The following is a 24501-nucleotide window of genomic DNA, read 5'->3' as shown; positions in this document are numbered from 1 at the left end:
CTTAAATAACTAAACTTTAACAAGGCCGTTTTTTTTAACATAAATAATTAACAAATTCACATTTAGAAATCTTTGAAAATACTGGCGCATCCCCAGATTTCATTATATTTTTGAAGCTTAATCCAACAGCATGAACAACAAGGCAATCCTTATGATTTTGGACGGCTGGGGCAAGTCTCCAGATCCTAAAGTATCAGCAATAGAACAGGCTAACACCCCCTTCATAGATTCACTCTACAAGACCTATGCAAATTCTAATTTGCTAACTGACGGAATGAATGTTGGCTTACCCGAAGGGCAAATGGGCAATAGTGAAGTTGGCCATATGAATTTAGGTGCCGGAAGAATCGTTTATCAAGATTTAGCGAAAATAAACAAAGCAGTTGCCGAGGATACCCTTAAAAACGAGCAAGCGCTTGTAGATGCCTTTAATTACGCCAAGCAGAACAATAAACCTGTGCATTTTCTAGGATTGGTCAGTAACGGTGGTGTCCATAGTCATATAGATCATCTAAAAGCATTGATAAAAGCTTCAGATGAAAGTGGTGTTACCAATTCATATGTGCATGCTTTTATGGACGGTAGAGATGTAGACCCAAAAAGCGGTAAAGGATTTTTGGAGGATTTAAATCAATATTGCGAAGGAAAAAACACATCCTTGGCAACGGTAATTGGTCGCTATTATGCCATGGATCGCGATAAAAGGTGGGAAAGGGTTAAAATGGCCTATGATGTCATGGTCAGCAATCAAGGAGAAAAAACACAGGATATAGTTTCTACCATGCAAAGCAGTTATGACGACGGTGTTACCGACGAATTCATCAAACCATTAGTTATAACAGATTCCGATAACACCCCTGTTGCCCAGATTTCCGAAGGGGATGTGATTATCTTCTTTAACTTTAGAACTGATCGTGGCCGAGAGCTCACTCAAGTTCTGAGTCAGGAGGATTTTGCTGAACATGACATGAAAAAATTGGACCTTTATTATGTGACATTGACCAACTACGACGACTCCTTTTCGGGTATTAAAGTGGTTTATGACAAAGAGAATTTAAAGGATACCCTAGGAGAAATACTGGCAAAACACGGTAAGAAGCAGATACGCATAGCGGAGACAGAAAAATATCCTCATGTAACCTTCTTTTTTAATGGTGGTAGAGAAGAACCTTTTGATGGCGAAAATCGAATACTGTGTCCGTCGCCGAAAGTAGCCACATATGATCTGCAACCAGAAATGAGTGCCTACGACATTCGAGATGCCATAGTTCCAGAATTACAAAAGGGGGAGGTAGATTTTGTATGTCTCAATTTTGCAAACCCCGATATGGTTGGACATACAGGAGTTATGGAGGCTGCGGTAAAGGCTTGCGAAACTGTAGACGAATGCGCTAAAGATGTGGTTACTGCGGGATTAGAAAACGGTTATACATCCATTGTGATTGCCGACCATGGCAATTGTGACACTATGATCAATCCGGATGGAAGCCCAAACACAGCCCATACGACTAACCCTGTACCCCTAATATTGGTCGACCCTGATCGAAATGCCATTAAAGATGGTGTACTAGGTGATATCGCTCCCACAATTTTGGATATAATGGATGTTCCAAAATCGGATTTGATGGCGCAAAGCTCTCTTATCTAAAGGCCAAAACAAAGCAACTTTATATTGCATTAAGCTCCTTTGTTGATTTCCAATTATCTTTGCACCCATGGTAAAAATCAAGACTTCAGAGGAAATTGAAATAATGCGGGAAAGTGCCCTGGTGGTATCGAGAACACTTGGCATGCTTGCTTCTGAAATAAAACCTGGAGCCAATCCATTGCAATTGGATAAAATGGCCGAAGAATTTATTCGGGAACAAGGTGCTGAACCTGGTTTTCTTGGGATGTACGACTTTCCGAACACCTTAAACTGGAGCCCAAATGCACAGGTAGTCCATGGTATTCCAAATAACGATGAGCTCAAAGAAGGGGATGTCATCTCCGTGGATTGTGGTGCTTTTAAAAACGGATATTATGGGGACCACGCCTACACTTTTGAAGTTGGTGAAGTGGAAGAAGCCACCAAAAAACTCCTTAAAGTAACCAAAGAATCCCTTTATGTTGGCATCCGTCAATTCAAAGAAGGGAATCGTGTAGGTGATGTGGGTTATGCTATTCAAAATTATTGTGAAAACCATGGTTATGGTGTTGTACGTGAATTGGTAGGGCACGGATTGGGAACCAAACTACATGAAGATCCGCAAATGCCCAATTATGGCAAAAGAGGTAGAGGAAAGAAATTTGTGAATGGAATGGTAGTCGCCATAGAACCTATGATCAATATGGGAACTCGAAGAATCAAGCAACTTAATGATGGCTGGACGATTCTTACCGCAGATGGCAAACCAAGCGCACATTTTGAACATGATGTTGCCCTTGTTGATGGAAAACCGGAGTTATTGTCCACTTTCCAGTACATTTATGATGCATTGGGCATTACATCAGAAGAAGAAGCTGAATTTAGAAATAAGCCATTGTCTTAAAATTATAGCTATTGTCTAAAATCTTTAAGTTTTTCCTGAACCTTATCCCGAGGCCTATACTGATTAAGTTGAGTTTTTGGGTAAGGCCTTTGATTGCCCTTGGATTGCGTGGAAACAAGTTTACTGATCCAATTGATGGTAAAAGCTTTAGGAAATTCCTGCCCTATGGCTATGAAAACCCGCGGGAGAATGTACTATCCCCTTCTACCCTCTCCTTGGAACGACATCGATTGTTATGGCTCTATCTACAAAACGAGACCCGTTTTTTTACGGATCCTATCAAGTTATTGCATTTTGCACCAGAACAAGCCTTTTACCTTCGATTCAGGAACCTAAAAAACCTCACATACACTACAACCGATTTAAACTCGCCGTTGGCGGATGTAAAAGCGGATATCTGCAACCTACCTTTTGATGAAGCATCATTCGATGTAATCCTCTGTAATCATGTTTTGGAGCATATTCCGGATGATACGAAGGCCATGCAAGAGCTATACCGTGTCTTGAAACCAGGAGGGTGGGGCGTTTTTCAGATACCACAGGACTTAAATCGTGATGTGACTTTTGAAGATGACACCATTACAGATAAAAAGGAACGTGCTCGTATTTTTGGACAGTATGACCATGTGCGCATCTATGGCCGAGATTACTTTGATAAACTTAGAACTATAGGTTTTACTGTTGAAGCGGTGGATTATACCAACGCACTGACAAAAGAAAAAGTGAATAGGTACAGATTGGCCAATGGGGAAATACTTCCATTGGTTAGAAAGTAAATCCCCATAACCCAGAATCAATTAAAGGATTCCAATTTTTCTTTAAGCTCTAAGGCTGTGATGTTTTTGGCAATTATGGTGCCCTCCTTATCCAATAAAAAGTTAGCTGGCAAAGAAGACAGCATGTATTGCTTATAAAGGGTGTGGTCGGTATCCAAAATTTGTGGCCATTTGATTCCATCTTTTTCGATAGCTTTTTCCCACGCAGCCATGTCTTCATCAATACTGACTCCGATTATCTGAAATTCCATGTTTTCATCTTCTTCGAGGATTTGCATTAGCTTTGGATTTTCCACCCGGCAAGGTCTGCACCACGAAGCCCAAAAATCTACAAGAAGGTAAGAACCTCGGTAATCTGAGAGACTGATATCCGCATTTTGCCTGGTTTTCATTTTAAAGTCAGATAATTTACCACCCACGGCCAATTCATCGGCTTTGGTAATTTTTTTCTTTAGGGAAAGCGTCATAGCTGTATTTGGATGATTAGCCTCATATTTCCCAAGCATCTCTTTAAAAAAAGCATTGTTTTTATATAAATCGAGATAGGTCATTGCATCATAAGCCTTAGCCGTTGGACCAAGATCGCGAACCGCACCTTCCAACGCTACTATGAATTTTAATAATGCCGCATCCTTTTCTTTCTCCAATTCCGCAAGGCGTTCCATATCCTTATCTGCCATGGCTTCATCAAATTCCGCGATCATTCCTGCAAAAAATTGTTGATTCAAAACTTCGATGTCCTTACCAAAATTGAGTACTGAGGCAATCTCGGATTCCACTTTGATATCGTCATCTAGTTTCACGTTTATGATACCGGCTTGCTCTACGGCAATTTGAATTCCATTCCCGGAACCCAATTTTATGCCGTACAAACCTGGTTCCAAAAATGGCTCAGAAACTTCCCAACTTGTTTGGACCGTTAAATCGTTAGCAGTTTTCCATTCCTTCATCTTTTCTTGCTCAAAATCAAATTTTGAAATGGTAATACTTGTAATTTCCTTGGATTCAATTGAAAAATTGAACACGTTTTCCGGTTCTTGTGAAGTGTTGCAACCCATCATTAAAATACCAATGAGTGCATAAATCTTAATCGTTTTCATGATTGATGTATTTAAAGTTTGCAGTAAAACTAGGCTAGCAAATAATTCTGGTCGTCTGAAAACGCGTATCCGAACGGATTTTAATGTGGATTCTTAGGGCTTAAATTTTGATTTGAATTCTGAAGGTGTAATTCCAGTTTTCTTTTTAAAAGCAGAATTGAATGAAGATTTCGAATTGAATCCCACTTCATATAAAATCTCCAATATGGTTTCGCTGTGATCTTTTGGATTCATAAAACGATCTTTTGCCTTGTTGATTCTAAAGGTGTTTATGAAGTCAACAAAATTCTGATCATAATGATCGTTTATGAGTTCTGAGAGTTTTCGCTTGGGAATATCTATTTCATCTGCCAATGTTGCGATTGTGAGATTGAAATTCTTATATGGTTCCTCATTCTTGATATGATTTTCAAGCTTTTCAATCAGCTTTTGGTTTTCGTCAAGTGTGGTATTTATTCTTTTCCTTGAAGATAATGCAGCGCTAAAATCCAAATCATCTTGACTATATCCGAATGGTTTACGTGAAGCGGTAAATCCGTAGAAATATAGGAGGTTAATGGCAATCAGCATTAAAATGAAAACTGAATTTTCCAGTAAAAATGAATCGTAACCTATAAAAAATGTTACCAGTTGTGCTATATCCACCAAAACAATCAAACAGAATACAACAAAAACCCAATACAACCAGCCCAAATTAAGCCATTCCAAACGGGAATAATTATCCCTGACAACCCGCTTGTATCGATTCACTTCCAAGAAACATAGTAAGACATAACTTAGAATATGAAAAACATAAACCAAATAAATCTCTGATTGACATACGGATCCTTGGGTGGCAAAAATTCCAATACACATTCCCAAAAAAGGCAAAAAATGCAACAGTTGCTTGCTAGTAAACTCATAATGTCTTTGGGTGAGATGTTTTATATAAAACAACAATAAAGGGCCATATAAAAATCCATAGGCACAATTAGCGCTTTGGAAAAAATTTTGTCCAATTCCTCGATTGACAAGGAACAGTCCAAGAATTTGCAAGGCCATCGTACCAATAATCAAGGCCAAAAAATAATCTGCCTTTTTTTTCTTGGGATTTGACACTAAAATATACAATGCCAACAAAACTCCTTGAAAAATAATAATGATATGGATTACGTTGGTAAAAGTAAACATGTAGTAAAGACCTTTTCAGGTGATTGATGCTTGTTAAAGATACAAATGGGTTGTTAAACAACTGGTATTTCCTTAGCCATTGATTGATTCAACTACTATACTACGACTTAATGATCATATGTTCAAAACCATCAGTCATAAACTCTTTGGTTGCCCCGGATTCGTCTAAATAAATAATATAGGCATCCAATTCCTTATTTTGGGATAACACAGCTTTGGAGTCCTCTAAATCCATGGCCATAAAAGCGGTGGCGTAAGCATCTGCCTCTGCACAGTTATCTGCAACAACACTTGTTGCCAATACAAATGCGTTCTTCGTATACCCTGTTTTTGGATCAATGGTATGTACGTACTTTTGTCCTGTTTCAGGATCAATTCGGAATTTTCTATAATTTCCAGAAGATGCCATGGCCTTATTCTTTAGACCAACAATCAACTTTAACTGACGACCTATTTCCACCTGTGGATCATCAATACCTACAGACCAAGTCTTCGCCGTTATTACATTTGTGCCTTTTGTCACAACCTCCCCTCCTACTTCAACCAAGTAATTTTCAATACCCTTATTGTCCAACATTACGGCGAGACGATCAATGGCGTATCCTTTGGCCACCGCATTAAAATCAAATCTAATAGATGGATTTTGCTTTGAAATTGTTCCATCAGCATTTAAATTTACCTTATCCCAACCTACATAGGCAAGAAGACTGTCCACTCTTAAACTATCCAACGAAAGCTGCGCTCCAGGTCCAAATCCCCAAGCATTAGCCAAAACACCTATTGTTGGGTCAAAATAACCGTTAGAAGCTTTATAAACTTCAGAGGAGGTTTTATACACATCTTTGAACATATGATCTACGGAAATCGAAACATCACCGTTGTTAATTCTTGATATATCCGAAGTTGGTATATAGGTGGACATAGATTGATTCAAAACTTGGAACAGCGAATCAATCTCCTGTTGATAATCCAAAGTTTCATCTGCAATATAAATGATGGAATAGGTTGTTCCCAATGCATTGCCAACGGTCTGGTTTTTAATCAAAGGATTGGAACTGCAACCAACCATTAGAACCAATAATATTGCCCTTAAACTATTTTTCATTTATCTATTTCTATTAATCCTTGATAATCCACTATGTATTCTTCATTTAGATATACAGGAAGCATTTGATCTTGTGCATTGGATAGTCCAACACCGGCAAAATAAGTTTTGGCTTCAAACTTGTCCGCATGATCCTTGACCTTTTGCATTAATTCCAAATCATAATCCAATGGATTCTTTGGATAGGATACATCACGAACGACAATAAAGTGAAGGATTTTATTCTTGAGGCAAACGTATTGTGGATTTTTCATCAGCTTGCTATTGATGGCCATAAATTCAAAACCATCTGCCTCCAATTCCTTCCCCACAATATTCATTGCGAGGTTATGTAATTCCTGTTCTGTAAGTTGTCTACGTTCGCTCATAAAAAAACCGACGCTTGCACGTCGGTTAGGTTTATTTTGTACCTCTCGACCTTGCTCGAGGTTGCACTATAAATTCGATTATCCACCAAAGTCATCAAATCTGATATTCTCATCTGGAATACCAAAATCTTCACCCATTTTCTGCACTGCCTTGTTCATTAAAGGTGGTCCACAGAAATAAAGTTCAATATCTTCTGGTGCATCATGATGATTCAAATAATTGTCAATTACACAATTATGAATAAATCCAACAAATCCATCACCTGCTTCATCGTTGATATCCTTTTTCACTTTCCAATTATCTTCTTCCAATGGTTCTGAAAGTGCCATATAGAATTTGAAATTTGGGAAATTTCGTTCCAAGTCACGGAAATGCTCTAAATAAAACAACTCTCTTTTGGAACGACCTCCGTACCAGTACGTAACCTTTCTGTTGGTTTTCAATGTTTTGAACAAGTGGTACAAATGCGAACGCATTGGTGCCATACCAGCACCTCCACCAACATACAACATTTCCGCATCGGATTCATTGATGAAGAATTCCCCAAATGGACCAGAAATGGTTACTGGGTCACCAGGTTTCAATCCAAAAATATAGGAAGAGGCAACACCAGGGTTGACATCCATCCATCCATTCTTTGAGCGATCCCACGGTGGAGTAGCAATACGTACATTCAACATGATTTCCCTACCTTCTGCAGGATAGGAAGCCATGGAATAAGCACGTTCCACAGTTTCGGGATTCTTCATAACCAATGGCCATAAATTGAATTTATCCCATTCTTCTTGGAATTTATCCGGAGTTTCATGTTCCTCTGGGTGTGCGGTTATGTCAATATCAGCATATTTAACCTCACATGGGGGTATTTCAATTTGGATATAACCCCCTGCTTTGTAGTTCATTTCCTCAGGGATTTCTACCACAAACTCTTTGATAAAGGAAGCCACATTGTAATTTCTTACCACTTTGGCCGCCCATTTCTTGATACCGAAAACTTCTTCAGGAATGGAAATGTCCATATCCTGCTTTACTTTCACCTGACAAGCCAAACGGGCTCCGGCGTTCAATTCCTTCTTGGAAAAATGAGGCGTCTCTGTAGGCAATGCTTCTCCTCCACCAGCATGTACATGACATTCACATTGGATACAAGTTCCACCTCCACCACAGGCAGAAGGTAAAAACACTTTCTGATTTCCTAGAGTGGAAAGTAGTGAGCTACCAGATGGTACTTCGATTTTTTTCTCTCCATTAATGGTAATGGTAACCGGCCCTGATGGGGACAGTTTTTCTTTGGTGAACAGTAATAAGGCCACCAATAGTAACAACAAAACCAAAAACGCTACAACTGTAATTAGAATAGTACCTCCAGTACTTGTGGCTAAAATCATGCTTATTTGTTTACAACTTCGTTATAGGAAACTGCTTTCTCTTTGTCTTCAATCTCCTTATTAATTTCTTTCTCATCAATGGTTTCCACGGTTGCACTTTGTACTTCCTCTGGTGGTTCATTATCACCTGTCAACATACCCCCAAAACTTTGGAAACCAATGCCCATCAATCCCGTTATGATGAACGTAATACCCAAACCACGAAGTGGTGCAGGTACATTGGAATATCTTATTTTCTCGCGAATAGCGGCTATGGCCAAAATTGCCAAGAACCAGCCAATACCGGAACTGACCCCGTAATTGAACGCTAATCCCAAACTTGGAATCTCACGCGCTTGCATGAACAATGACCCTCCTAAAATGGCACAGTTTACCGCAATCAATGGTAAGAATATACCCAAGGAGTTATATAAGGATGGTGAGAATTTTTCAACAACAATCTCTACCAATTGTACCATGGTCGCAATAGTTGCAATAAATAGGATAAACGATAGAAAACTCAAGTTGTAATCCGCATACTCTGGGCCTAACCACACCAATGCGCCATCCCTAAGTAAATATTGATCTAACAACCAGTTTAATGGTACTGTAACCGCCAAAACGAAAATTACAGCTGCACCTAATCCTACTGCGGTTGAAACTTTTTTAGATACGGCCAAATAGGAACACATTCCCAAAAAGACCGCAAACACCATATTATCGATGAAGATGGACTTAAAAAATAATTCTAAATGCTCTAACATAATCTCCTATTTACGCTTCTTCAATTAATGCCTTGTTTCTAGAACGTTGAACCCAGATAATTATACCCACTACAATTAGCGCTGCAGGTGGAATAATCATAAATCCATTGTTCTCGTAACCCGTAGAATACAACCCAGTTTTTCTGATTGGATCACCTAAAACTGGAATTCCAAATAAGGTTCCAGAACCCAATAGCTCTCTGAAAAAGCCAACAATGATCAATATAACACCGTAACCCAAGGCGTTTCCAATACCATCCAAAAAGGATTTCCAAGGTCCGTTACCTAAAGCAAAAGCTTCAAAACGTCCCATGATAATACAGTTGGTAATAATCAAGCCTACAAAAACCGCTAGGGTTTTACTTAACTCATAAGCAAAGGCTTTTAGAACTTGATCCACTACAATAACCAGTGTGGCTACAACAATCAATTGAACTATAATCCTGATTTTGGAGGGAATTACGTTTCTCAATAATGAAATGACCACATTACCCACACCCAAAACAAATAGTACAGACAATGCCATAACCACAGAAGCCTTTAACTCGGCGGTAATTGCCAATGCGGAACAGATTCCCAAAACCTGTATGGTAATTGGGTTGTTATCCGCTAATGGGTCTAAAATTAGATTTGCATCTTTTTTTGATAATAGCGCCATATTACTTGGTTCTAATGGTTTCTAAATAAGGTTTGTATAATTTCAAGGTCTCCTTGATCATTGCGGTTACCCCGTTACCGGTAATGGTTGCTCCAGCAAGGGCATCCACTTGGTTATCTTCTTTATCGTTGTTCAAAGGATCATTGTTTCCTTTTACCACGCTAATACCAGATATTCTATTCCCATCCAAAACGGATTCACCCGTAAAATCATCCATAAAAAAGCGAAGCTTGATATTGGCTCCCAAACCTGGTGTTTCCCCTTTATGGTCAAATACCACGCCTTGTACAACCATATTCTTATCCAAGGAAATAAAACCCCAAATGGCATCCCAAAGTCCTTTACCGTACATAGGGATGATATAGAATTCCTTCCCGTCTTTTTCTCCAATGAACAAAGGAAGTTCCGCCTCATCACCATTTTTGATGATGTTCAATTGCTTCTTCATATCAATTAGATATGCTTCTTCCCTTTCTTTAGTATCAGTTCCTAGAACCACCAATTGCTTTTTGATATACTTGGCAAATTCTTCTTCAACAATATCTGTTGGAATAAAACTAACACTTCCTTCACCTTCATTCTGATTTACACCCATGGCGTAAAGAATGTTTTGTTGCTTCTCAAAACGTTCGTTCTCATCGATTCTTGGTCGTAACCCGGAAGCCAAAAAGGCCAATAGGGAACCTACAATAATCACCATCACGGCTGCAAAAATTACAGTATATGAGTTTTTCTCCGTATTAATTGCCATAACTAAACTGTTTCCGTTTTTAATGCCTCTGCCCCTTCAGATACCTTTGGGTAGATAGTGGCGTTTTTCAAGCGTTTCAATCTTCTCTTTACATTGCCTCTTACCACGTAGTGGTCAATTGTTGGAGCAAATACATTCATTAATAGAATGGCCAAGAATACACCTTCTGGATATCCTGGGTTAAAGACTCGAATCATAACGGACATGAATCCAATCAAGAAACCATAAACCCATTTACCACGATTGGTCTGCGCTCCCGTAACAGGGTCGGTAGCCATAAAGACGATACCGAAAGCAAGACCACCCACCAGTAAGTGTTGCCAGTATTCAAAACTCATTAAACTATAGAACTTGCTGTACTCCGGAATCCATTCTGCGGCAACAATTCCATTAAAGATCAATCCCATTGCCAATGAACCAATTACGGCACTCACCATGATTCTCCAAGAAGCGATTTTTGAAAAGATCAAGAACAGACCACCCAATAAAATCAATAAGGTAGATGTCTCTCCAACTGAACCCGGAATAAATCCGTAGAACATATCTGCCAAGTCATATTTATCTGCAATTCCAGAAGTATTTCCTTGTGCTAGATATCCCAAAACAGTTTCACCTGAAATTGCATCCGCGGTTCCTGATTGGGTTACTCCATCAACAGCTCCATGTACCCATACTTTGTCCCCACTCATCCAGGTTGGATACGCAAAGAACAAAAAGGCACGAATGGTCAATGCAGGGTTTAGGATGTTCATACCTGTACCTCCAAAAACCTCTTTTCCAATAACTACCCCGAATACTACGGCTACTGCCAACATCCAAAGTGGCAAATCCACAGGAACAATCAAAGGCACCAACATACCTGTAACCAAGTACCCTTCTTCAACTTCGTGTCCTTTAATAACCGCAAAAACGAATTCAACAGCCAGACCAACTCCGTAGGATACAATTACCAGAGGCAAAATGGTAATAAGTCCCATCCAGAAATTATCCCACGTCAAGAAATGGTCAAATAGCGAGAATGTCTCAGGGAAGCCATTTATAGCTCCAAAATGCTGATAACCGGTATTGAACATTCCGAATATCAAACAAGGTACCAATGCCATGATCACAGTGTTCATGGTACGCTTTAAATCGTCTGCACCCCTTACATGTGCTCCTGAATGTGTAGTCTCATTGGGGGCATACAAAAAAGTGTGTATCGCGTTGAAGGCCGGGGCCATTTTCTTGCCCTGGAACTTCAGTTTGGTTTCATGTAACTTTTCTTTCAATCCCATTTTTATCCAATTTCTTGATGTAGTAAGTCTAATCCTTCTCTAATGATCTGCTGATGTGGCTGTTTGGAGATGCAAATGAACTCTGTTAATGCAAAATCCTCAGGCGCAACCTCATATAGGCCCAATTGCTCCATTTCATCCAAATCCTTGACCATACAAGCTTTTAAAAGTTGCAACGGATAGATATCCATTGGAAAAACCTGCTCATATTGTCCTGTTACAACAAAGGCTCTATGCTCACCATTTGTATTGGTGGTTAAATCGTATTTCTTCTTTGGCTGCATCCAAGAGAAGGTCAAAGCCCTGGTTGTAGAAATTTTATTGAAAATCGGTTTGTTCCATCCGAAGAATTCATAATCGTCTCCTTCTGGAATCGCCGTAACTGTATTGTTATAGAACCCTAAATATCCTTCGGGATGTGTTCGAGAGCCTGTCAATACATCCCCATTGATCAAGCGATATTTATCTTCATTAACTCCACTAGCATATAGAAAAGTGGAAATCTCCGCACCGATCTTTGTTGTGTAATATTTTGGCGCCTTAACAATAGAACCAGCTAAGGCAACTGTTCGCTCTGCATTGAATTTACCCGTCAATAATAACTCTCCAATGATGATCAGATCTTGTGGAGCCAGCGTCCATACCACCTCACCCTTGTTAATTGGATCTATTTTATTGATCTGGGTACCAATCAAACCTGCAGGGTGTGGTCCTGAAACCGAATGCAATTGAACACCGTTTAGTTTAGACAAGACCGAGTTTCCTCCTTTACCAACAGAAACATGAATCTTTCCTGGTGTTAATTTGGATAAAGCATCAATCGCCGCCTGCAATTCAGCCTCTTTACCTTGTAGGACATAATCGGCATCTGCAGCTAAAGGAGCCGTGGTATATCCGGAAACGAAAACTGCCTTAGGCGTTTCGTCTGGATTGGCAATAATGTCGTACGGGCGTTGCTTGATAAACGGCCAAGCGCCTGATTTCAAGAAAAACTCTCGAATTGAATCGCCATCTGCAGCGGAAACATCAAGAGGCTTGTGCGCTACATATTCCTGGGTTTTGTCAGCCAAGATTTTTAGCGTCAATATTTTTCTTCTTGCACCTCTTACGATTTCAACCAATTCGCCACTAACTGGGGAAACAAACTGCATGTCTTCCCTGCTCTTGTTGTAGAAAAGTGGTTCCCCAGCCTTGACCTCAGCACCTTGCTTGACCAACATTTTTGGGGTAATTCCATGAAAATCGTCTAGGTTTAGGGCATATACGTTACTTAAAACGGCTTTGGAAGTAGTCTGTTCTGCTGCCCCGACAAGGTTGATGTCCAACCCTTTCTTAATCCGGATGTCTTTAGACATATTATTATAGACCTTATGGTTAAATAAATTCGCTGCAAATTTAAAGTTTATCACGCAATTTACCCTCGTTAAAACATGGGCTGTCTTTTATTTATAATTATTCTAAATAATGGATTAAACCCAACAATACCAACTATTCCAATTCGGAATGCTTTTTGTTTACCTTTACCCAAATTTAAGTCCCAATATGCGCTTATTGATCAAACAATTCTGTCTTTTGCTCTTCATAACTGGTGTGCATGCCCAGGTGCAGGAAGAAGTCAACCCACCAGAAAACATAAAGACAATTGTATTCCGCGGACCTACTGAAGATCAATTTCCAGTAATTCAGCTTGGTGAGACAATGACCTTGGAATTTGACGACCTAACTGCAAGCGAACAGGACTATTATTACAAAATTATTCACTGTGATTATGATTGGACACCTTCCCAATTATTGAAATCACAATACCTTATTGGAGCAGACAACCAACGCATCATTGATTACGAAAACAGTTACACCACTTTACAACCATACTCCAACTATCGCTTGACCATTCCTAACCAAAATGTGAAACTGAAAGTAAGTGGCAACTATCTCATCGAGATTTATAATATGTATGGTGAGTTGCAATTCTCACGAAGATTTGTGGTCTACAAGGACTTGGTGCGGGTTGGAGGCACCGTTAAGCGCTCCAGGGACTTTAACTATTTGAATGAAAAACAAGTAGTTCAGTTCCGAATAAATACGGCTGGATTTCCAGTTGTAAATCCTAAAAAGGAAGTAAAAGTGGCCCTAATCCAAAATCACTTTTGGCCCACCACTTTGTACAATATCCAACCACAATTCACTATTGGCACAGAACTCGTATACAAGTATGACCAAGAGACCAGTTTTTATGGGGGAAATGAGTTTCTCAACTTTGACACCAAGGATCTTCGTTCCCCTACATTCGCTATCTCCAACATTGAATTCAAAGACTTATACCATCATTACCTGTTCACCAACGATTTCAGAACCAATCAGCCCTACACCTATTTTCCAGATATCAATGGTGATTTTGTGGTTCGCACTTTGCAAGGTGAGGACGTCTCTCGTGAAGCCGAATATTCCAAGGTGCATTTTAGCCTTCCCTATACCAATGAAATTGGCCTGGACAAGGTTTACGTCGTGGGTAAGTTCAACAACTATGCACTTGAAGAAGAAAACCTCATGGAATTTAACCCTGATAATGCCAAAATGGAGCTTTCATTACCCATAAAACAAGGTTTTTACAATTACAAATATGTGGTGGAAAGAGCAGATGGAACCATTGAGCCCAATTTCGTTTCTGGAAACTATCACTTCACCGAAAACAATTACCTCATATTGGTCTACTACAGGGATTTTGGTAACATCTACGATAGCATAATAGGAATAGGTAGCGTAAATTCCAGAACAATCAGCAATTAATTATCTTAGCCTAAACCAGCTAAGGAATGGGAAATAAACCAACCATCGTTTCCAAGGGACGGTACGAACTGAAATTCAGGGGAACCGAATGCCTAAATTGTGGCCATATATTGGACATCAGTGATAAGTACTGCCCAAACTGCGGCCAAGCCAATAGCATCAAAAAATTGGTCCTAAAAGATTTTTGGGATGAATTTTTCTCCAGTCTCATCAACTACGATTCCAAGTTACTTAAAACACTCGCTGCCCTTCTATTGCGGCCTGGTTCCATCACCAAGGATTACATTCAAGGTAAGCGTGTAACATACACCAACCCCTTTCGGTTTTTATTGAGTTTGGCGTTTCTGTATTTCCTGCTCTTCGCTTACAACAACAGTTTTTCAGAATTGGATAAGGCAGCAGAGAATCTCAATGGCAATATCAATAGTTCAGTTCCAGTTTCATTTGATTTGAGTTCTGGTCAATTAACGGCAGATAGCACCTTGATAAAAGAACAAGTCACCAAAAGCCTCCAAGAAATGGATTCCATGGGGTTAAGTGATGCTCCTGCCACACAACAAATTCAGTATCTGGACTCTTTAGGTGTTTTTTCCGGTCGCTACCTCGAAAATGAAGCCAATAAGGATTCTATTATGTTGGCTGATCCCAAAAAATATTACGAAGGGATTCGTGGGAATAGTGGGTTTGGCGGATATGCCGAAAAAATGGAGTTCTTTTCCAATATGATCCGATTTGACTCCCTGACCAGTTTTGAAGAAGCAAAGACAAAATATGAAATCGGAGGTGGGCTTTCCACCAGAATGGCCTACAATTCAACCAGTAGTTTATTGCGTGTAATCAAAGAGCCTGGTACTTTTCTAAATGCCACCTTGTCCAAGTTGCCATTTGTCATTTTCTTCTTCCTTCCATTGTTCACCGTTTTCATTTGGATGGTGTACATCAGAAAAAAATACACCTACACCGATCATCTTATCTTTAGTTTCCACAACCAGTCATTATTATTTATCTTGCTCATCCTTAGCCTGATAATAGATTTGCTTTTTAGCACTTCTACCATGTGGATATTTTTGCTGATTTTCAGTGTATATCTGTACAAATCGATGCGAAATTTTTACGGTCAGGGAAGGATAAAGACAATTTTGAAATATTTCTTCCTGAATTCGATTTTTGCCTTTTTGGCATTCTTTGTGTTATTAGGTTTATTGACAGGAAGCGTTTTTACATATTAAGCTATGTTTACACAAATCACCAAAGGAATAAAAGTATCCGTTAAAACCACTTTTGAAGGTACATTTTTCAAAAACTACAAGATGCATTATGCATTTGGGTATACCATCACCATTGAGAACCAAAGCAGAGATGCCGTACAATTAGTGGCAAGACACTGGGATATTTTTGATGCGCTAAAAGAAATGGAAACCGTAGACGGTGAAGGCGTAGTTGGCAAGAAGCCAGTACTAAAACCAGGTAAGTCACATACCTACAGTTCCGGATGCCTTTTAGCTTCTCCAATTGGCGCCATGAGGGGCTATTACCATATGGTGAACTTCTCAAATACCGAAGAATTTGAAGTGGATATTCCAACCTTTAAATTCTCGGCTCCTTTTGCCATCAACTGATGCCATAATTTATTCCTAGGCTTCAAATTATTCGCATTTAAATCCTTTTTTCTTTACTACCTTTGGTGGAATTTTAAAAACATAAAATCACCACTATGGGAAAAGGTTTTTTTCAGGTTCCAACCGCTTACAACGAACCTATAAAAAGTTATGCTCCTGGCACTCCGGAGAGAGAAGAAGTGCTTCAACAGTATGATGCCTACTACAACGGAAATGTAGACGTCCCTTTGTACATTGGTTCTGAAGAAATCAGAACTGGAAACACACAGACCATGTCGCCTCCACACGAGCACGCACATGTTGTGGGCACCTACCATGTGGCTGAAAAAAAGCATGTGGAAAAAGCCATTGCCGCAGGACTTGAAGCTCGTGAAAAATGGGCAAATCTTACTTGGGAGCAACGTGCTGCAATCTTCTTGAAAGCAGCGGAATTGGTTGCAGGTCCATATCGCGCAAAAATCAATGCCGCAACGATGATGGCCCAGTCAAAAACCATACACCAAGCAGAGATAGATGCCGCCTGTGAATACATTGATTTTTTACGTTTCAATGTGGAGTACATGTCCCAGATATATGCAGAACAACCAGAATCTGCAGACGGTATTTGGAACAGAGTTGAGTATAGGCCATTGGAAGGTTTTGTTTATGCCATTACCCCATTCAACTTTACAGCCATTGCAGGAAACCTTCCCGCCAGTGCTGCTATGATGGGTAATGTTGTTTTATGGAAACCAAGTGACAGTCAAGTTTTTTCAGCAAAAGTTGTCATGGATGTATTTAAAGAAGCCGGTCTTCCTGATGGTGTCATCAACATGGTTATGGGTGACCCAATTATGGTTACGGAAACTGTACTTTCCCATCCTGATTTTTCTGGCTTGCACTTTACTGGTTCCACCTTTGTTTTCAAAGAATTATGGAAACAAATCGGAAACAATATCCACACCTATAAAACTTACCCAAGAATAGTTGGTGAAACTGGTGGAAAAGACTTTATTCTTGCCCATCCTTCAGCAAAGCCAGCACAGGTTGCTACCGCTATTACAAGAGGTGCATTCGAATTCCAAGGACAAAAATGTAGTGCCGCCTCAAGAGTCTATCTACCAAAATCCATTGCGGATGAGGTATTGGATTTGGTAAAAGCGGACATTGCTTCATTCAATAAGCCAGGTTCTCCTGCAGACATGAGCAATTTCATCACTGCTGTGATCCATGAAGGGTCCTTTGATAAATTGGCCAAGTTCATTGATCAGGCCAAAGCGGACAAAGATGCTGAAATCATAGCAGGAGGCGGGTATGACAAATCCGTGGGCTATTTTGTGGAACCAACGGTTATTTTAACCAAAGATCCAAAATATACTACGATGTGTACCGAGCTATTTGGCCCTGTTGTTACCGTTTATATCTATGAAGATGCAGATTGGGGCAAAACATTGGAGCTTGTAGACAGCACCTCCGAATATGCGCTAACAGGAGCAGTTATTTCTACAGATAGGTACGCAATAGACGAGGCTACCAAAGCACTTCAAAATTGCGCAGGTAACTTCTATATCAATGACAAACCAACTGGGGCCGTAGTAGGTCAACAGCCATTTGGCGGAGCAAGAGCTTCCGGTACAAATGATAAGGCTGGTTCTGCACAGAATTTACTTCGCTGGGTTTCTCCGCGTTTAATCAAAGAGACTTTTGTAACCCCAGAAGATTACCGTTACCCTTTCTTAGGATAACAGTCCAAAACAAATTCTCAAATAGCCGTTATTCCTTTGTATTGGAATAACGGCTATTTTTATACCTCACAATGCAATCCAACGCCATAGCATACAGAGCATTTTTTGTGGTTCCGCCAGAAGTCCAACTTCTCGACTTGGCTGGTCCAGCTCATTTATTATACGAGGCCAATCTGTACGGCGCCAACATTGAAGCCCACTACCTAAGTATGAACACTTCCAATGCTGAAGTGTCCTGCACAGGCCTTTCTTTAGGGAATTTAAGTCCCTACAATTCCTTTCAATTAAACGCCAACGACCTGCTCTTTATCCCAGGTTTAGAAGGACATCTATTTGCAGAAGTAGGATATGCGGCCAAAAACCAAGATTTCCTCAACTGGTTGAAAAATCAAAAAGAAAATGGAGCACGTATTTGTGCGGTTTGCACCGGAGCATATATTTTAGGTTTTGCAGGTTTGTTTGACGATAAAAAGTGTACAACGCATTGGAAATACATGGACGATTTCCAAAATAGATTTCCAAAATCAAAACTGTTAACTGACCGATTGATCGTAAAAGACGGTACTATTTATTCAAGCGCTGGAGTTTCTTCAGGTATTGACCTGGCCTTGTTTGTTTTGGAAGAATTATACGGACCCGTGTTTGCTACAAAGATTGCCAAAGCAGTAGTAATCTACTTTCGCAGAACGGAGAGTGATCCTCAGCTGAGTGTTTTTCTGCAATATCGGAACCATTTGGATAACCGAATCCATCAAGTTCAAGACTATCTGGCACATCATTTGGCCAAAAAAGTTAAAATGGAAACTTTGGCAGATTTGGTTCACATGAGTCCCAGGAATCTTACAAGACTGTTTAAAAAAGTTACAGGACTCACGGTAGGCGCTTACCTTGAAAAGCTACGGGTTGAGCGTGCATTACAACTTCTTTCAGATGGCTCAAAAGTGAGCGCAGCTGCTAATGCATGCGGGTTAAAAAGCAGCAATCAACTTAGGTATTTACTAAGAAAACATACAGACACGCTTCCTTCGGAGCTATAATTAAAGATGTCCTAATACTGCGTAGCATTGTCCTTTAACCCACTTAGTTAAAGTGATAAGTTTGTCTTCAATTTCAATCAGAAAAACATGAGACAGTCAATTCTAACACTTATCCTTTCCCTTATGATCTCAAGCACTATGGCGCAAACAGCACAAGTTCCAGGCTCAAAATACGTATGCCCACCTTGCAATAGTGATTGTGACGAAATTGTTCATGATTCCCCGGGAGTCTGCGAGCATTGCAACATGGCATTGGTAGAACAAGACATGACCAAAACCATTGCCTTTTACCTTCAAGACGGAGTGGAGGTCCTTGATTTTGCCGGACCGCTGGAAGTTTTCGTTTATTCCGGATATCGTGTGTTTACCGTTTCGGAAAAACAAGAGCCTATTGTATCCCAAGGCGTTTTGGACGTAGTTCCTGATTATAGCATTGACAATGCCCCTGAAGCAGATATCCTCGCCTTTTTTGGAGGAAATGCAAACGCACCAGCCCAAAACAAAAAAGTCATAGATTGGATAAAAGCGCAAGAAGATATTGAATACCATTTCTCAGTATGCACAGGCGCATTTGTTTTGGCAGAAGCTGGGATATTAGACGGAAAAACCGCAACAACATTCCATAGTGCCCTAAACAATTTTGAAAAGAATTACCCTAAAATTGATGTTAGAAAAGATGTCCGATACGTGGACAATGGCGAAGTAATCACCACTGCTGGTATTTCTGCGGGAATTGATGGCGCATTGCACTTGGTTGCTAAATTGCAAGGTTTGAACGCTGCTAAAAGAACAGCATATTACATGGAATATGATAATTGGCAAATTGGTAACGGTCTTATTCTTTCAGACGACAATCCATACCTAGCGCAAACTGCAAACAACTTTTTAGAAGAGTTTGAAGGTCAATATGAATATGAAAACAATACCCAACTGGCTATTCGATTAAACAAGAACAGGGGTTATCTGGAAGCCGTGATCAACGAGATTGCCTATCCCGTATATCATGAATCAGGAGATTTATTCTCAGATGTGGGGAATGATGCCATTCAGTTTGAAAGAAATTCAAACGGGAAAGTAACGGGGTATTATTTGGCCGACAACAAAACCAAATATTTAAAATTATAATGAAATTAAGGCTCACCATCATTCTATTTGCAGCCTTCGTTTTCTATCAATCTTGTCAGGGCCAGACAAACCAATATAGATGTCCACCGTGTGGGTTCAATTGCCATCATACCCTATATGATGCACCTGGCACTTGCCCCACCTGTCAAATGACTTTGATTCCGATCAGTGATAGTAAAATTAAAGGTTACCATAAGTCGGAAGTACAATTTAAAAATGATGACATTGTATTAAATGGTGTTTACTACACTCCATATGCAACCGAAGCCATTAAAGGTGCAGTTGTAATTGTTCATGGTTCTGCACCATCAACACACGAAGATGTTTTCTTTTACACCAAAATGGCGTCAGATTTGGGGTTTTCGGTTTTGGCATATGATAAAAGAGGTGTTGGAAAATCACAAGGCACCTATGAGTATTTCAGTGTATCAAGAAGCACTGATTGGTTCAACCTATTGGCAGACGACCTAGTTGCTGCTATCGATTGGCTGAAACGACAACCAGAATTAGTTGATTCAAAAGTCGGGTTGATTGGCGGAAGTCAAGCTGGTTGGATCATGCCGTTAGCTACGCATAAATCCAATCAAGTTGATTTTATGATCATTGGTGAAGGCGTTTCCATTTCCGCTGGAGAAGAGGCTTATTTCAGCAATTTAACTGGTGATGGGGTAACTGATGGAATTCCAATTTCAGAAGCAGACCAAAAACTTAAGGATTTTGATGGTTTCACAGGATTTGACCCTAGGAAAATACTCGAAGATCAGAAAGTTAAGACCTTATGGTTTTTCGGAACAAATGATCCCGTGATACCCGTAAATGCATCCATACAGGCATTGGAAAACTTCAATAATCCGAACCACACAATTCAAATCCTACCTCATGGTGACCATAATTTTCTAAATACCAAAACTGGAGAACGTTATGACTTGACAACGTTTATTCGGCCTTGGCTGATGAGTATTGGTGTGTACCATTAAGAACGAGCTTCCCAGACCTTCAAAACAATACGATTTTTACATGTATTATGCTTGGTATTTTGAACCGTTTAGTTGATACAACTATAGTTCAAATTGGGTGTCAAGAACAATTTATTTGTAAATTTAACGTTAATTAATTGTAAATTATTTGTAATTTACTGATGTATATTAACTCGGTTTACATGGAAATACCCATTAAATATCAAATTTTGCTGATGAAACTAAGGGTCCGTCGGGATAGATTTTGGTGTTATCTAAAGTCCTATGCTAAAAAATGCAGATTATTGTATTACGATACATTAAGCATCTAACCTTTGAACTTTTGCGGTAAGTAAACCACCTTCTTTGTTTCGAAGAAACTTTCAGTGAAATACGCTGCTAATTCATAAATCTGGACATTTGTGTAACCTTGCAATTCTTCCGTAAGATCGCCGCCTTTTAAATAGAGTATTCCATTTTTTCGGTCATGCGAGGAATCCTTTTTTATTTTTCCTTTGGTCCATCGCACAAAAGTCGGCATTGCCGCTACTGCCCTACTTACAATGAAATCATATTGCCCATCTATATCCTCAACCCGGGAATGCAAGGCATTCACATTTTCCAATTGAAGTCCTTCTACCACCTCTTGGACCACTCTTATTTTTTTTCCAATGGCATCAACTAGTGTAAATTGAACTTCAGGAAATAATATTGCCAAAGGAATCCCTGGAAATCCACCACCAGTACCGACATCCAATATTGCGGCATTGTCATTGAATTCCTGAATCTTGGCTATCCCCAAGGAATGCAGTACATGGCGCAAATACAATTCATCAATGTCCTTTCTGGAAACTACATTGATTTTCTTGTTCCAATCCTGGTAAAGTTCCTCTAATGCAGCAAAATGTTCTTTTTGCTTGTCGGTGAGTGTCGTAAAATAGTTAAAGATCAGTTCTACACCCATAAGTTATCGCTTATTTTCGGCAAAATTAATACTTTTGGGCTGCGATTTATCGTTTTAAAAAAAGACACTCCAAGGGCGCCATAATGGCTACCTTTGTAAAAAACATATTTATGGATAAAGAGACCATTCGGTTTTCAAGAAAAGATTCCGCACAATTCTTTAGGACATTGAACAAAAGGGTAAACCACTACTTCAGTGAAAACAAGATCAAGAAAACTGGTAATTGGAAGTTACATTTCAAGACCATAGTAATGTTTTCTGTCTTCTTGATGCCGTATTTCTTAATGTTAACCTTGGATTTACCATTCTGGGGCTATGTTTTGCTTTCTATTACAATGGGCGTAGGTATGGCAGGTGTTGGAATGAATGTAATGCATGATGGAAATCATGGATCATATTCCACCAAAAAATGGGTAAACAAGCTTATGGGTGGTAGTATTTACATTTTGGCTGGAAACGTTTATAACTGGCAAGTACAACATAATGTGCTGCATCACACCTTTACAAATATCCATGAACATGACGAAGATATGGAGGCTGGAAGAGTACTTCGTTTCTCGGAGCATGCTGAATGGAAGAAACATCATAAATTTCAACATTTCTACTCAATTTTCCTTTACGGATTACTAACCTTCAATTGGGCAATAACCACGGATTTTCAACAAATGTACCGCTACATGAAGCGCAAATTGTCCTATGGGAAATTACCCAATCCAGTAATTAATTGGAGCACATTGGTAATCACCAAATTGATATATGTTACCGTTTGGATCGTATTGCCTCTAATTTTTGTGGAAATTCCTTGGTGGCAGGTATTGTTGGGCTTCTTTATCATGCACTATGTTGCAGGCGTGATATTAAGCGTAGTATTCCAATTGGCGCATATTGTTGATCATGCGGAAACACCGCTACCTGATGAAAATGGAACCATGGAAAACACATGGGCGATTCACCAGCTATCCACCACAGTGAATTTTGGCACAAAAAATAGAATCGTCAACTGGTTCACTGGAGGATTGAACCACCAAGTAGAGCATCATATTTTTCCGAATATCAGTCACATTCACTACACAAAAATTTCCAAAATTGTGAAACAGACAGCTAAGGAGTTTAATTTGCCTTACCACGAATATAAAACTACCAGAAAAGCTATAATTTCGCACTTCAAACATTTGAAAGAGTTGGGAAAAAACCCAGCCTTACAGTACCAGTAAAAGAGCTATTCCAATGAGCAACCAACTTTCTGAAAGGATCAAAAACCTAGTTCCTTCAGCTACCCTTGAAATGGCTGCAAAAGCAAGGGAATTAAGAGCAGCAGGAAAAGATATTATTGGCCTAAGTTTAGGTGAACCCGACTTTAATACTCCAGATTATATTAAGGCTGCGGCTATTCAAGCTGTAAACGACGGGTACAATTCCTACACGCCAGTAGATGGATACGTAGAACTCAAGGATGCTATAATCACAAAATTCAAGAGAGATAACAATTTGGATTACGGTAGATCACAAATTGTTGTCTCCACCGGTGCAAAGCAGGCTTTGTACAATATTGCGCAGTCGTGTTTGGACGAGGGTGATGAAGTTATCCTACCCTGCCCCTACTGGGTAAGTTATAGTGATATTGTGAAATTGGCGGGTGGCGTGCCTGTTGAAGTTGCAACTTCGATAGAAAACGACTTTAAAATGACCCCAGCTCAGTTGGAGGCCGCAATTACACCCAAAACCAAAATGCTTTGGTATTCCTCTCCTTGCAACCCAAGCGGATCCATATATAGCAAAGCAGAGTTAAGAGGTTTGGCTGATGTATTGCAGAAACATCCACAGGTTATTGTGGTTAGTGATGAAATTTATGAACATATCAATTACGGGGTAACTGAACATGCGTCTATGGCGTCTTTTGACGATATGTACGACCGCACTGTCACCGTAAATGGTGTTGCCAAGGCCTTTGCTATGACCGGATGGCGAATTGGCTATATAGGAGCCCCTGAATATATTGCCAGAGCTTGTAACAAGCTTCAAGGACAGGTTACCAGTGGTGCCAACTGTATTGCACAACGTGCAGTTATCACCGCTTTGTTGGAACCGCCTTCAAGAGTGCAGTACATGGTGGATGAATTCAAAAACAGGAGAAAATTAATCTTGGAACTCTTAAACGGCATTCCTGGGTTTAAGTGTAACGAACCCCAAGGTGCCTTCTATGTATATCCAGACATTTCAGCCTATTTTGGAAAAACTTTAAACGGAAAGAAAATCAACAACGCGTCTGATTTTGCGCTGTATATTTTGGAAGAAGCAAATGTAGCAACCGTTACTGGGGATGCGTTTGGAAACGGAAATTCCATTCGTATTTCTTATGCAGCAAGTGTTGAAGAAATAAAAGAGGCCATTGCGCGAATTGCAGCGGTGGTTTAAGCAAAATAA

At 39.7% G+C, this 24501-nt stretch carries 23 protein-coding genes; 12 read left to right on the top strand and 11 right to left on the bottom strand.

Translation table 11 applies throughout. From position 1 onward, the window contains the following. The first annotated feature begins 130 nt into the window (after positions 1-130). The 3 genes from gpmI (at position 131) to M3P19_RS14190 (ending at position 3307) form a co-directional block, all read left to right on the top strand. Positions 131-1648 carry a 2,3-bisphosphoglycerate-independent phosphoglycerate mutase gene (gene gpmI / locus M3P19_RS14200; protein WP_249658354.1) on the top strand — a complete coding sequence of 506 codons (1518 nt, stop codon included), beginning with the start codon at positions 131-133 and terminating at the stop codon, positions 1646-1648. 67 nt (positions 1649-1715) lie between these two features. Beyond that, on the top strand, positions 1716-2531 hold the full coding sequence (map, locus tag M3P19_RS14195; RefSeq protein WP_249658353.1) for a type I methionyl aminopeptidase: 816 nt from the start codon (positions 1716-1718) through the stop codon (positions 2529-2531). Between the two features lie 11 nt (positions 2532-2542). After that, positions 2543-3307, top strand: a complete 765-nt coding sequence (locus tag M3P19_RS14190; RefSeq protein ID WP_249658352.1) for a class I SAM-dependent methyltransferase — start codon at positions 2543-2545, stop codon at positions 3305-3307. Positions 3308-3324: 17 nt separating this feature from the next. On the opposite strand, the gene M3P19_RS14185 is transcribed toward M3P19_RS14190, so the two are convergent. From M3P19_RS14185 to M3P19_RS14140, 10 genes are all read right to left on the bottom strand, one after another. After that, entirely contained in the window at positions 3325-4407 is a 1083-nt protein-coding gene (locus M3P19_RS14185) for a TlpA family protein disulfide reductase (protein ID WP_249658351.1), read from the bottom strand. 93 nt (positions 4408-4500) lie between these two features. Then, positions 4501-5577, bottom strand: a complete 1077-nt coding sequence (locus M3P19_RS14180; RefSeq protein ID WP_249658350.1) for a helix-turn-helix domain-containing protein — start codon at positions 5575-5577, stop codon at positions 4501-4503. 100 nt (positions 5578-5677) lie between these two features. After that, on the bottom strand, positions 5678-6682 hold the full coding sequence (locus M3P19_RS14175) for an FAD:protein FMN transferase (protein WP_249658349.1): 1005 nt from the start codon (positions 6680-6682) through the stop codon (positions 5678-5680). Then, positions 6679-7050 (bottom strand): Na(+)-translocating NADH-quinone reductase subunit F, encoded by a 372-nt coding sequence (locus M3P19_RS14170; RefSeq protein WP_249658348.1) that lies wholly within the window; start codon positions 7048-7050, stop codon positions 6679-6681. Before M3P19_RS14170 ends, M3P19_RS14175 begins: the two co-directional genes overlap by 4 nt. Before the next feature lie 78 nt (positions 7051-7128). Beyond that, entirely contained in the window at positions 7129-8439 is a 1311-nt protein-coding gene (gene nqrF / locus M3P19_RS14165; protein WP_249658347.1) for an NADH:ubiquinone reductase (Na(+)-transporting) subunit F, read from the bottom strand. 2 nt (positions 8440-8441) lie between these two features. Next, complete coding sequence (gene nqrE, locus M3P19_RS14160; RefSeq protein WP_249658346.1) at positions 8442-9182, bottom strand: NADH:ubiquinone reductase (Na(+)-transporting) subunit E; 741 nt, start codon at positions 9180-9182, stop codon at positions 8442-8444. Positions 9183-9192: 10 nt separating this feature from the next. Further along, the gene (locus M3P19_RS14155; protein WP_249658345.1) at positions 9193-9840 is read right to left on the bottom strand and encodes an NADH:ubiquinone reductase (Na(+)-transporting) subunit D; all 648 of its coding nucleotides are present in this window, start codon (positions 9838-9840) and stop codon (positions 9193-9195) included. A gap of 1 nt (position 9841) precedes the next feature. Continuing rightward, positions 9842-10591: a Na(+)-translocating NADH-quinone reductase subunit C gene (locus M3P19_RS14150; protein WP_249658344.1), complete on the bottom strand. Its 750-nt coding sequence runs from the start codon at positions 10589-10591 to the stop codon at positions 9842-9844. 2 nt (positions 10592-10593) lie between these two features. Beyond that, positions 10594-11865 carry an NADH:ubiquinone reductase (Na(+)-transporting) subunit B gene (locus tag M3P19_RS14145; RefSeq protein WP_249658343.1) on the bottom strand — a complete coding sequence of 424 codons (1272 nt, stop codon included), beginning with the start codon at positions 11863-11865 and terminating at the stop codon, positions 10594-10596. Positions 11866-11867: 2 nt separating this feature from the next. Further along, on the bottom strand, positions 11868-13220 hold the full coding sequence (locus M3P19_RS14140) for a Na(+)-translocating NADH-quinone reductase subunit A (protein WP_249658342.1): 1353 nt from the start codon (positions 13218-13220) through the stop codon (positions 11868-11870). A 187-nt stretch (positions 13221-13407) separates the two neighbouring features. Here M3P19_RS14140 and M3P19_RS14135 point away from each other — a divergent pair, with 187 nt between their 5' ends. From M3P19_RS14135 to M3P19_RS14105, 7 genes are all read left to right on the top strand, one after another. Next, positions 13408-14652 (top strand): type IX secretion system plug protein, encoded by a 1245-nt coding sequence (locus tag M3P19_RS14135; protein ID WP_249658341.1) that lies wholly within the window; start codon positions 13408-13410, stop codon positions 14650-14652. A gap of 26 nt (positions 14653-14678) precedes the next feature. Next, a complete protein-coding gene (locus tag M3P19_RS14130) occupies positions 14679-15881 on the top strand; it encodes a DUF3667 domain-containing protein (RefSeq protein ID WP_249658340.1) in 1203 nt (400 codons plus the stop codon). Between the two features lie 3 nt (positions 15882-15884). Continuing rightward, positions 15885-16271, top strand: coding sequence for a Co2+/Mg2+ efflux protein ApaG (gene apaG, locus M3P19_RS14125; RefSeq protein WP_249658339.1), 387 nt, complete (start codon positions 15885-15887; stop codon positions 16269-16271). Between the two features lie 95 nt (positions 16272-16366). Beyond that, positions 16367-17995 carry an L-glutamate gamma-semialdehyde dehydrogenase gene (pruA, locus tag M3P19_RS14120; protein ID WP_249658338.1) on the top strand — a complete coding sequence of 543 codons (1629 nt, stop codon included), beginning with the start codon at positions 16367-16369 and terminating at the stop codon, positions 17993-17995. Positions 17996-18066: 71 nt separating this feature from the next. Beyond that, the gene (locus M3P19_RS14115; protein WP_249658337.1) at positions 18067-19032 is read left to right on the top strand and encodes a GlxA family transcriptional regulator; all 966 of its coding nucleotides are present in this window, start codon (positions 18067-18069) and stop codon (positions 19030-19032) included. 87 nt (positions 19033-19119) lie between these two features. Further along, positions 19120-20157 carry a DJ-1/PfpI family protein gene (locus M3P19_RS14110; protein ID WP_249658336.1) on the top strand — a complete coding sequence of 346 codons (1038 nt, stop codon included), beginning with the start codon at positions 19120-19122 and terminating at the stop codon, positions 20155-20157. Beyond that, complete coding sequence (locus M3P19_RS14105) at positions 20157-21134, top strand: serine aminopeptidase domain-containing protein (RefSeq protein ID WP_249658335.1); 978 nt, start codon at positions 20157-20159, stop codon at positions 21132-21134. Before M3P19_RS14110 ends, M3P19_RS14105 begins: the two co-directional genes overlap by 1 nt. A 307-nt stretch (positions 21135-21441) precedes the next feature. Here the strand turns inward: M3P19_RS14105 and rsmG are convergent, their stop codons facing one another. Continuing rightward, positions 21442-22077 carry a 16S rRNA (guanine(527)-N(7))-methyltransferase RsmG gene (rsmG, locus tag M3P19_RS14100; protein WP_249658334.1) on the bottom strand — a complete coding sequence of 212 codons (636 nt, stop codon included), beginning with the start codon at positions 22075-22077 and terminating at the stop codon, positions 21442-21444. Positions 22078-22187: 110 nt separating this feature from the next. Between rsmG and M3P19_RS14095 the strand changes: the two genes are divergently transcribed. Then, complete coding sequence (locus M3P19_RS14095; RefSeq protein WP_249658333.1) at positions 22188-23291, top strand: fatty acid desaturase family protein; 1104 nt, start codon at positions 22188-22190, stop codon at positions 23289-23291. A 13-nt stretch (positions 23292-23304) separates the two neighbouring features. Next, the gene (locus M3P19_RS14090; RefSeq protein ID WP_249658332.1) at positions 23305-24492 is read left to right on the top strand and encodes a pyridoxal phosphate-dependent aminotransferase; all 1188 of its coding nucleotides are present in this window, start codon (positions 23305-23307) and stop codon (positions 24490-24492) included. The last annotated feature ends 9 nt before the right edge of the window (positions 24493-24501 follow it).

Source organism: Flagellimonas spongiicola (assembly GCF_023502425.1).
GTDB lineage: Bacteria > Bacteroidota > Bacteroidia > Flavobacteriales > Flavobacteriaceae > Flagellimonas > Flagellimonas spongiicola.
This window is presented reverse-complemented; position numbering and strand designations above follow the sequence as displayed.

Excerpts from the sequence above, each read along its gene's own strand:
- rsmG (WP_249658334.1), bottom strand. The coding sequence starts at position 22,077 with ATGGGTGTAGAACTGATCTTTAACTATTTTACGACACTCACCGACAAG.
- M3P19_RS14185 (WP_249658351.1), bottom strand. The coding sequence starts at position 4,407 with ATGAAAACGATTAAGATTTATGCACTCATTGGTATTTTAATGATGGGT.
- M3P19_RS14110 (WP_249658336.1), top strand. The coding sequence starts at position 19,120 with ATGAGACAGTCAATTCTAACACTTATCCTTTCCCTTATGATCTCAAGC.
- gpmI (WP_249658354.1), top strand. The coding sequence starts at position 131 with ATGAACAACAAGGCAATCCTTATGATTTTGGACGGCTGGGGCAAGTCT.
- M3P19_RS14155 (WP_249658345.1), bottom strand. The coding sequence starts at position 9,840 with ATGGCGCTATTATCAAAAAAAGATGCAAATCTAATTTTAGACCCATTA.
- nqrF (WP_249658347.1), bottom strand. The coding sequence starts at position 8,439 with ATGATTTTAGCCACAAGTACTGGAGGTACTATTCTAATTACAGTTGTA.
- pruA (WP_249658338.1), top strand. The coding sequence starts at position 16,367 with ATGGGAAAAGGTTTTTTTCAGGTTCCAACCGCTTACAACGAACCTATA.
- apaG (WP_249658339.1), top strand. The coding sequence starts at position 15,885 with ATGTTTACACAAATCACCAAAGGAATAAAAGTATCCGTTAAAACCACT.
- M3P19_RS14150 (WP_249658344.1), bottom strand. The coding sequence starts at position 10,591 with ATGGCAATTAATACGGAGAAAAACTCATATACTGTAATTTTTGCAGCC.
- M3P19_RS14105 (WP_249658335.1), top strand. The coding sequence starts at position 20,157 with ATGAAATTAAGGCTCACCATCATTCTATTTGCAGCCTTCGTTTTCTAT.
- M3P19_RS14175 (WP_249658349.1), bottom strand. The coding sequence starts at position 6,682 with ATGAAAAATAGTTTAAGGGCAATATTATTGGTTCTAATGGTTGGTTGC.
- M3P19_RS14090 (WP_249658332.1), top strand. The coding sequence starts at position 23,305 with ATGAGCAACCAACTTTCTGAAAGGATCAAAAACCTAGTTCCTTCAGCT.
- M3P19_RS14115 (WP_249658337.1), top strand. The coding sequence starts at position 18,067 with ATGCAATCCAACGCCATAGCATACAGAGCATTTTTTGTGGTTCCGCCA.
- M3P19_RS14140 (WP_249658342.1), bottom strand. The coding sequence starts at position 13,220 with ATGTCTAAAGACATCCGGATTAAGAAAGGGTTGGACATCAACCTTGTC.
- map (WP_249658353.1), top strand. The coding sequence starts at position 1,716 with ATGGTAAAAATCAAGACTTCAGAGGAAATTGAAATAATGCGGGAAAGT.
- M3P19_RS14180 (WP_249658350.1), bottom strand. The coding sequence starts at position 5,577 with ATGTTTACTTTTACCAACGTAATCCATATCATTATTATTTTTCAAGGA.
- M3P19_RS14145 (WP_249658343.1), bottom strand. The coding sequence starts at position 11,865 with ATGGGATTGAAAGAAAAGTTACATGAAACCAAACTGAAGTTCCAGGGC.
- M3P19_RS14095 (WP_249658333.1), top strand. The coding sequence starts at position 22,188 with ATGGATAAAGAGACCATTCGGTTTTCAAGAAAAGATTCCGCACAATTC.
- M3P19_RS14170 (WP_249658348.1), bottom strand. The coding sequence starts at position 7,050 with ATGAGCGAACGTAGACAACTTACAGAACAGGAATTACATAACCTCGCA.
- M3P19_RS14135 (WP_249658341.1), top strand. The coding sequence starts at position 13,408 with ATGCGCTTATTGATCAAACAATTCTGTCTTTTGCTCTTCATAACTGGT.
- M3P19_RS14130 (WP_249658340.1), top strand. The coding sequence starts at position 14,679 with ATGGGAAATAAACCAACCATCGTTTCCAAGGGACGGTACGAACTGAAA.
- nqrE (WP_249658346.1), bottom strand. The coding sequence starts at position 9,182 with ATGTTAGAGCATTTAGAATTATTTTTTAAGTCCATCTTCATCGATAAT.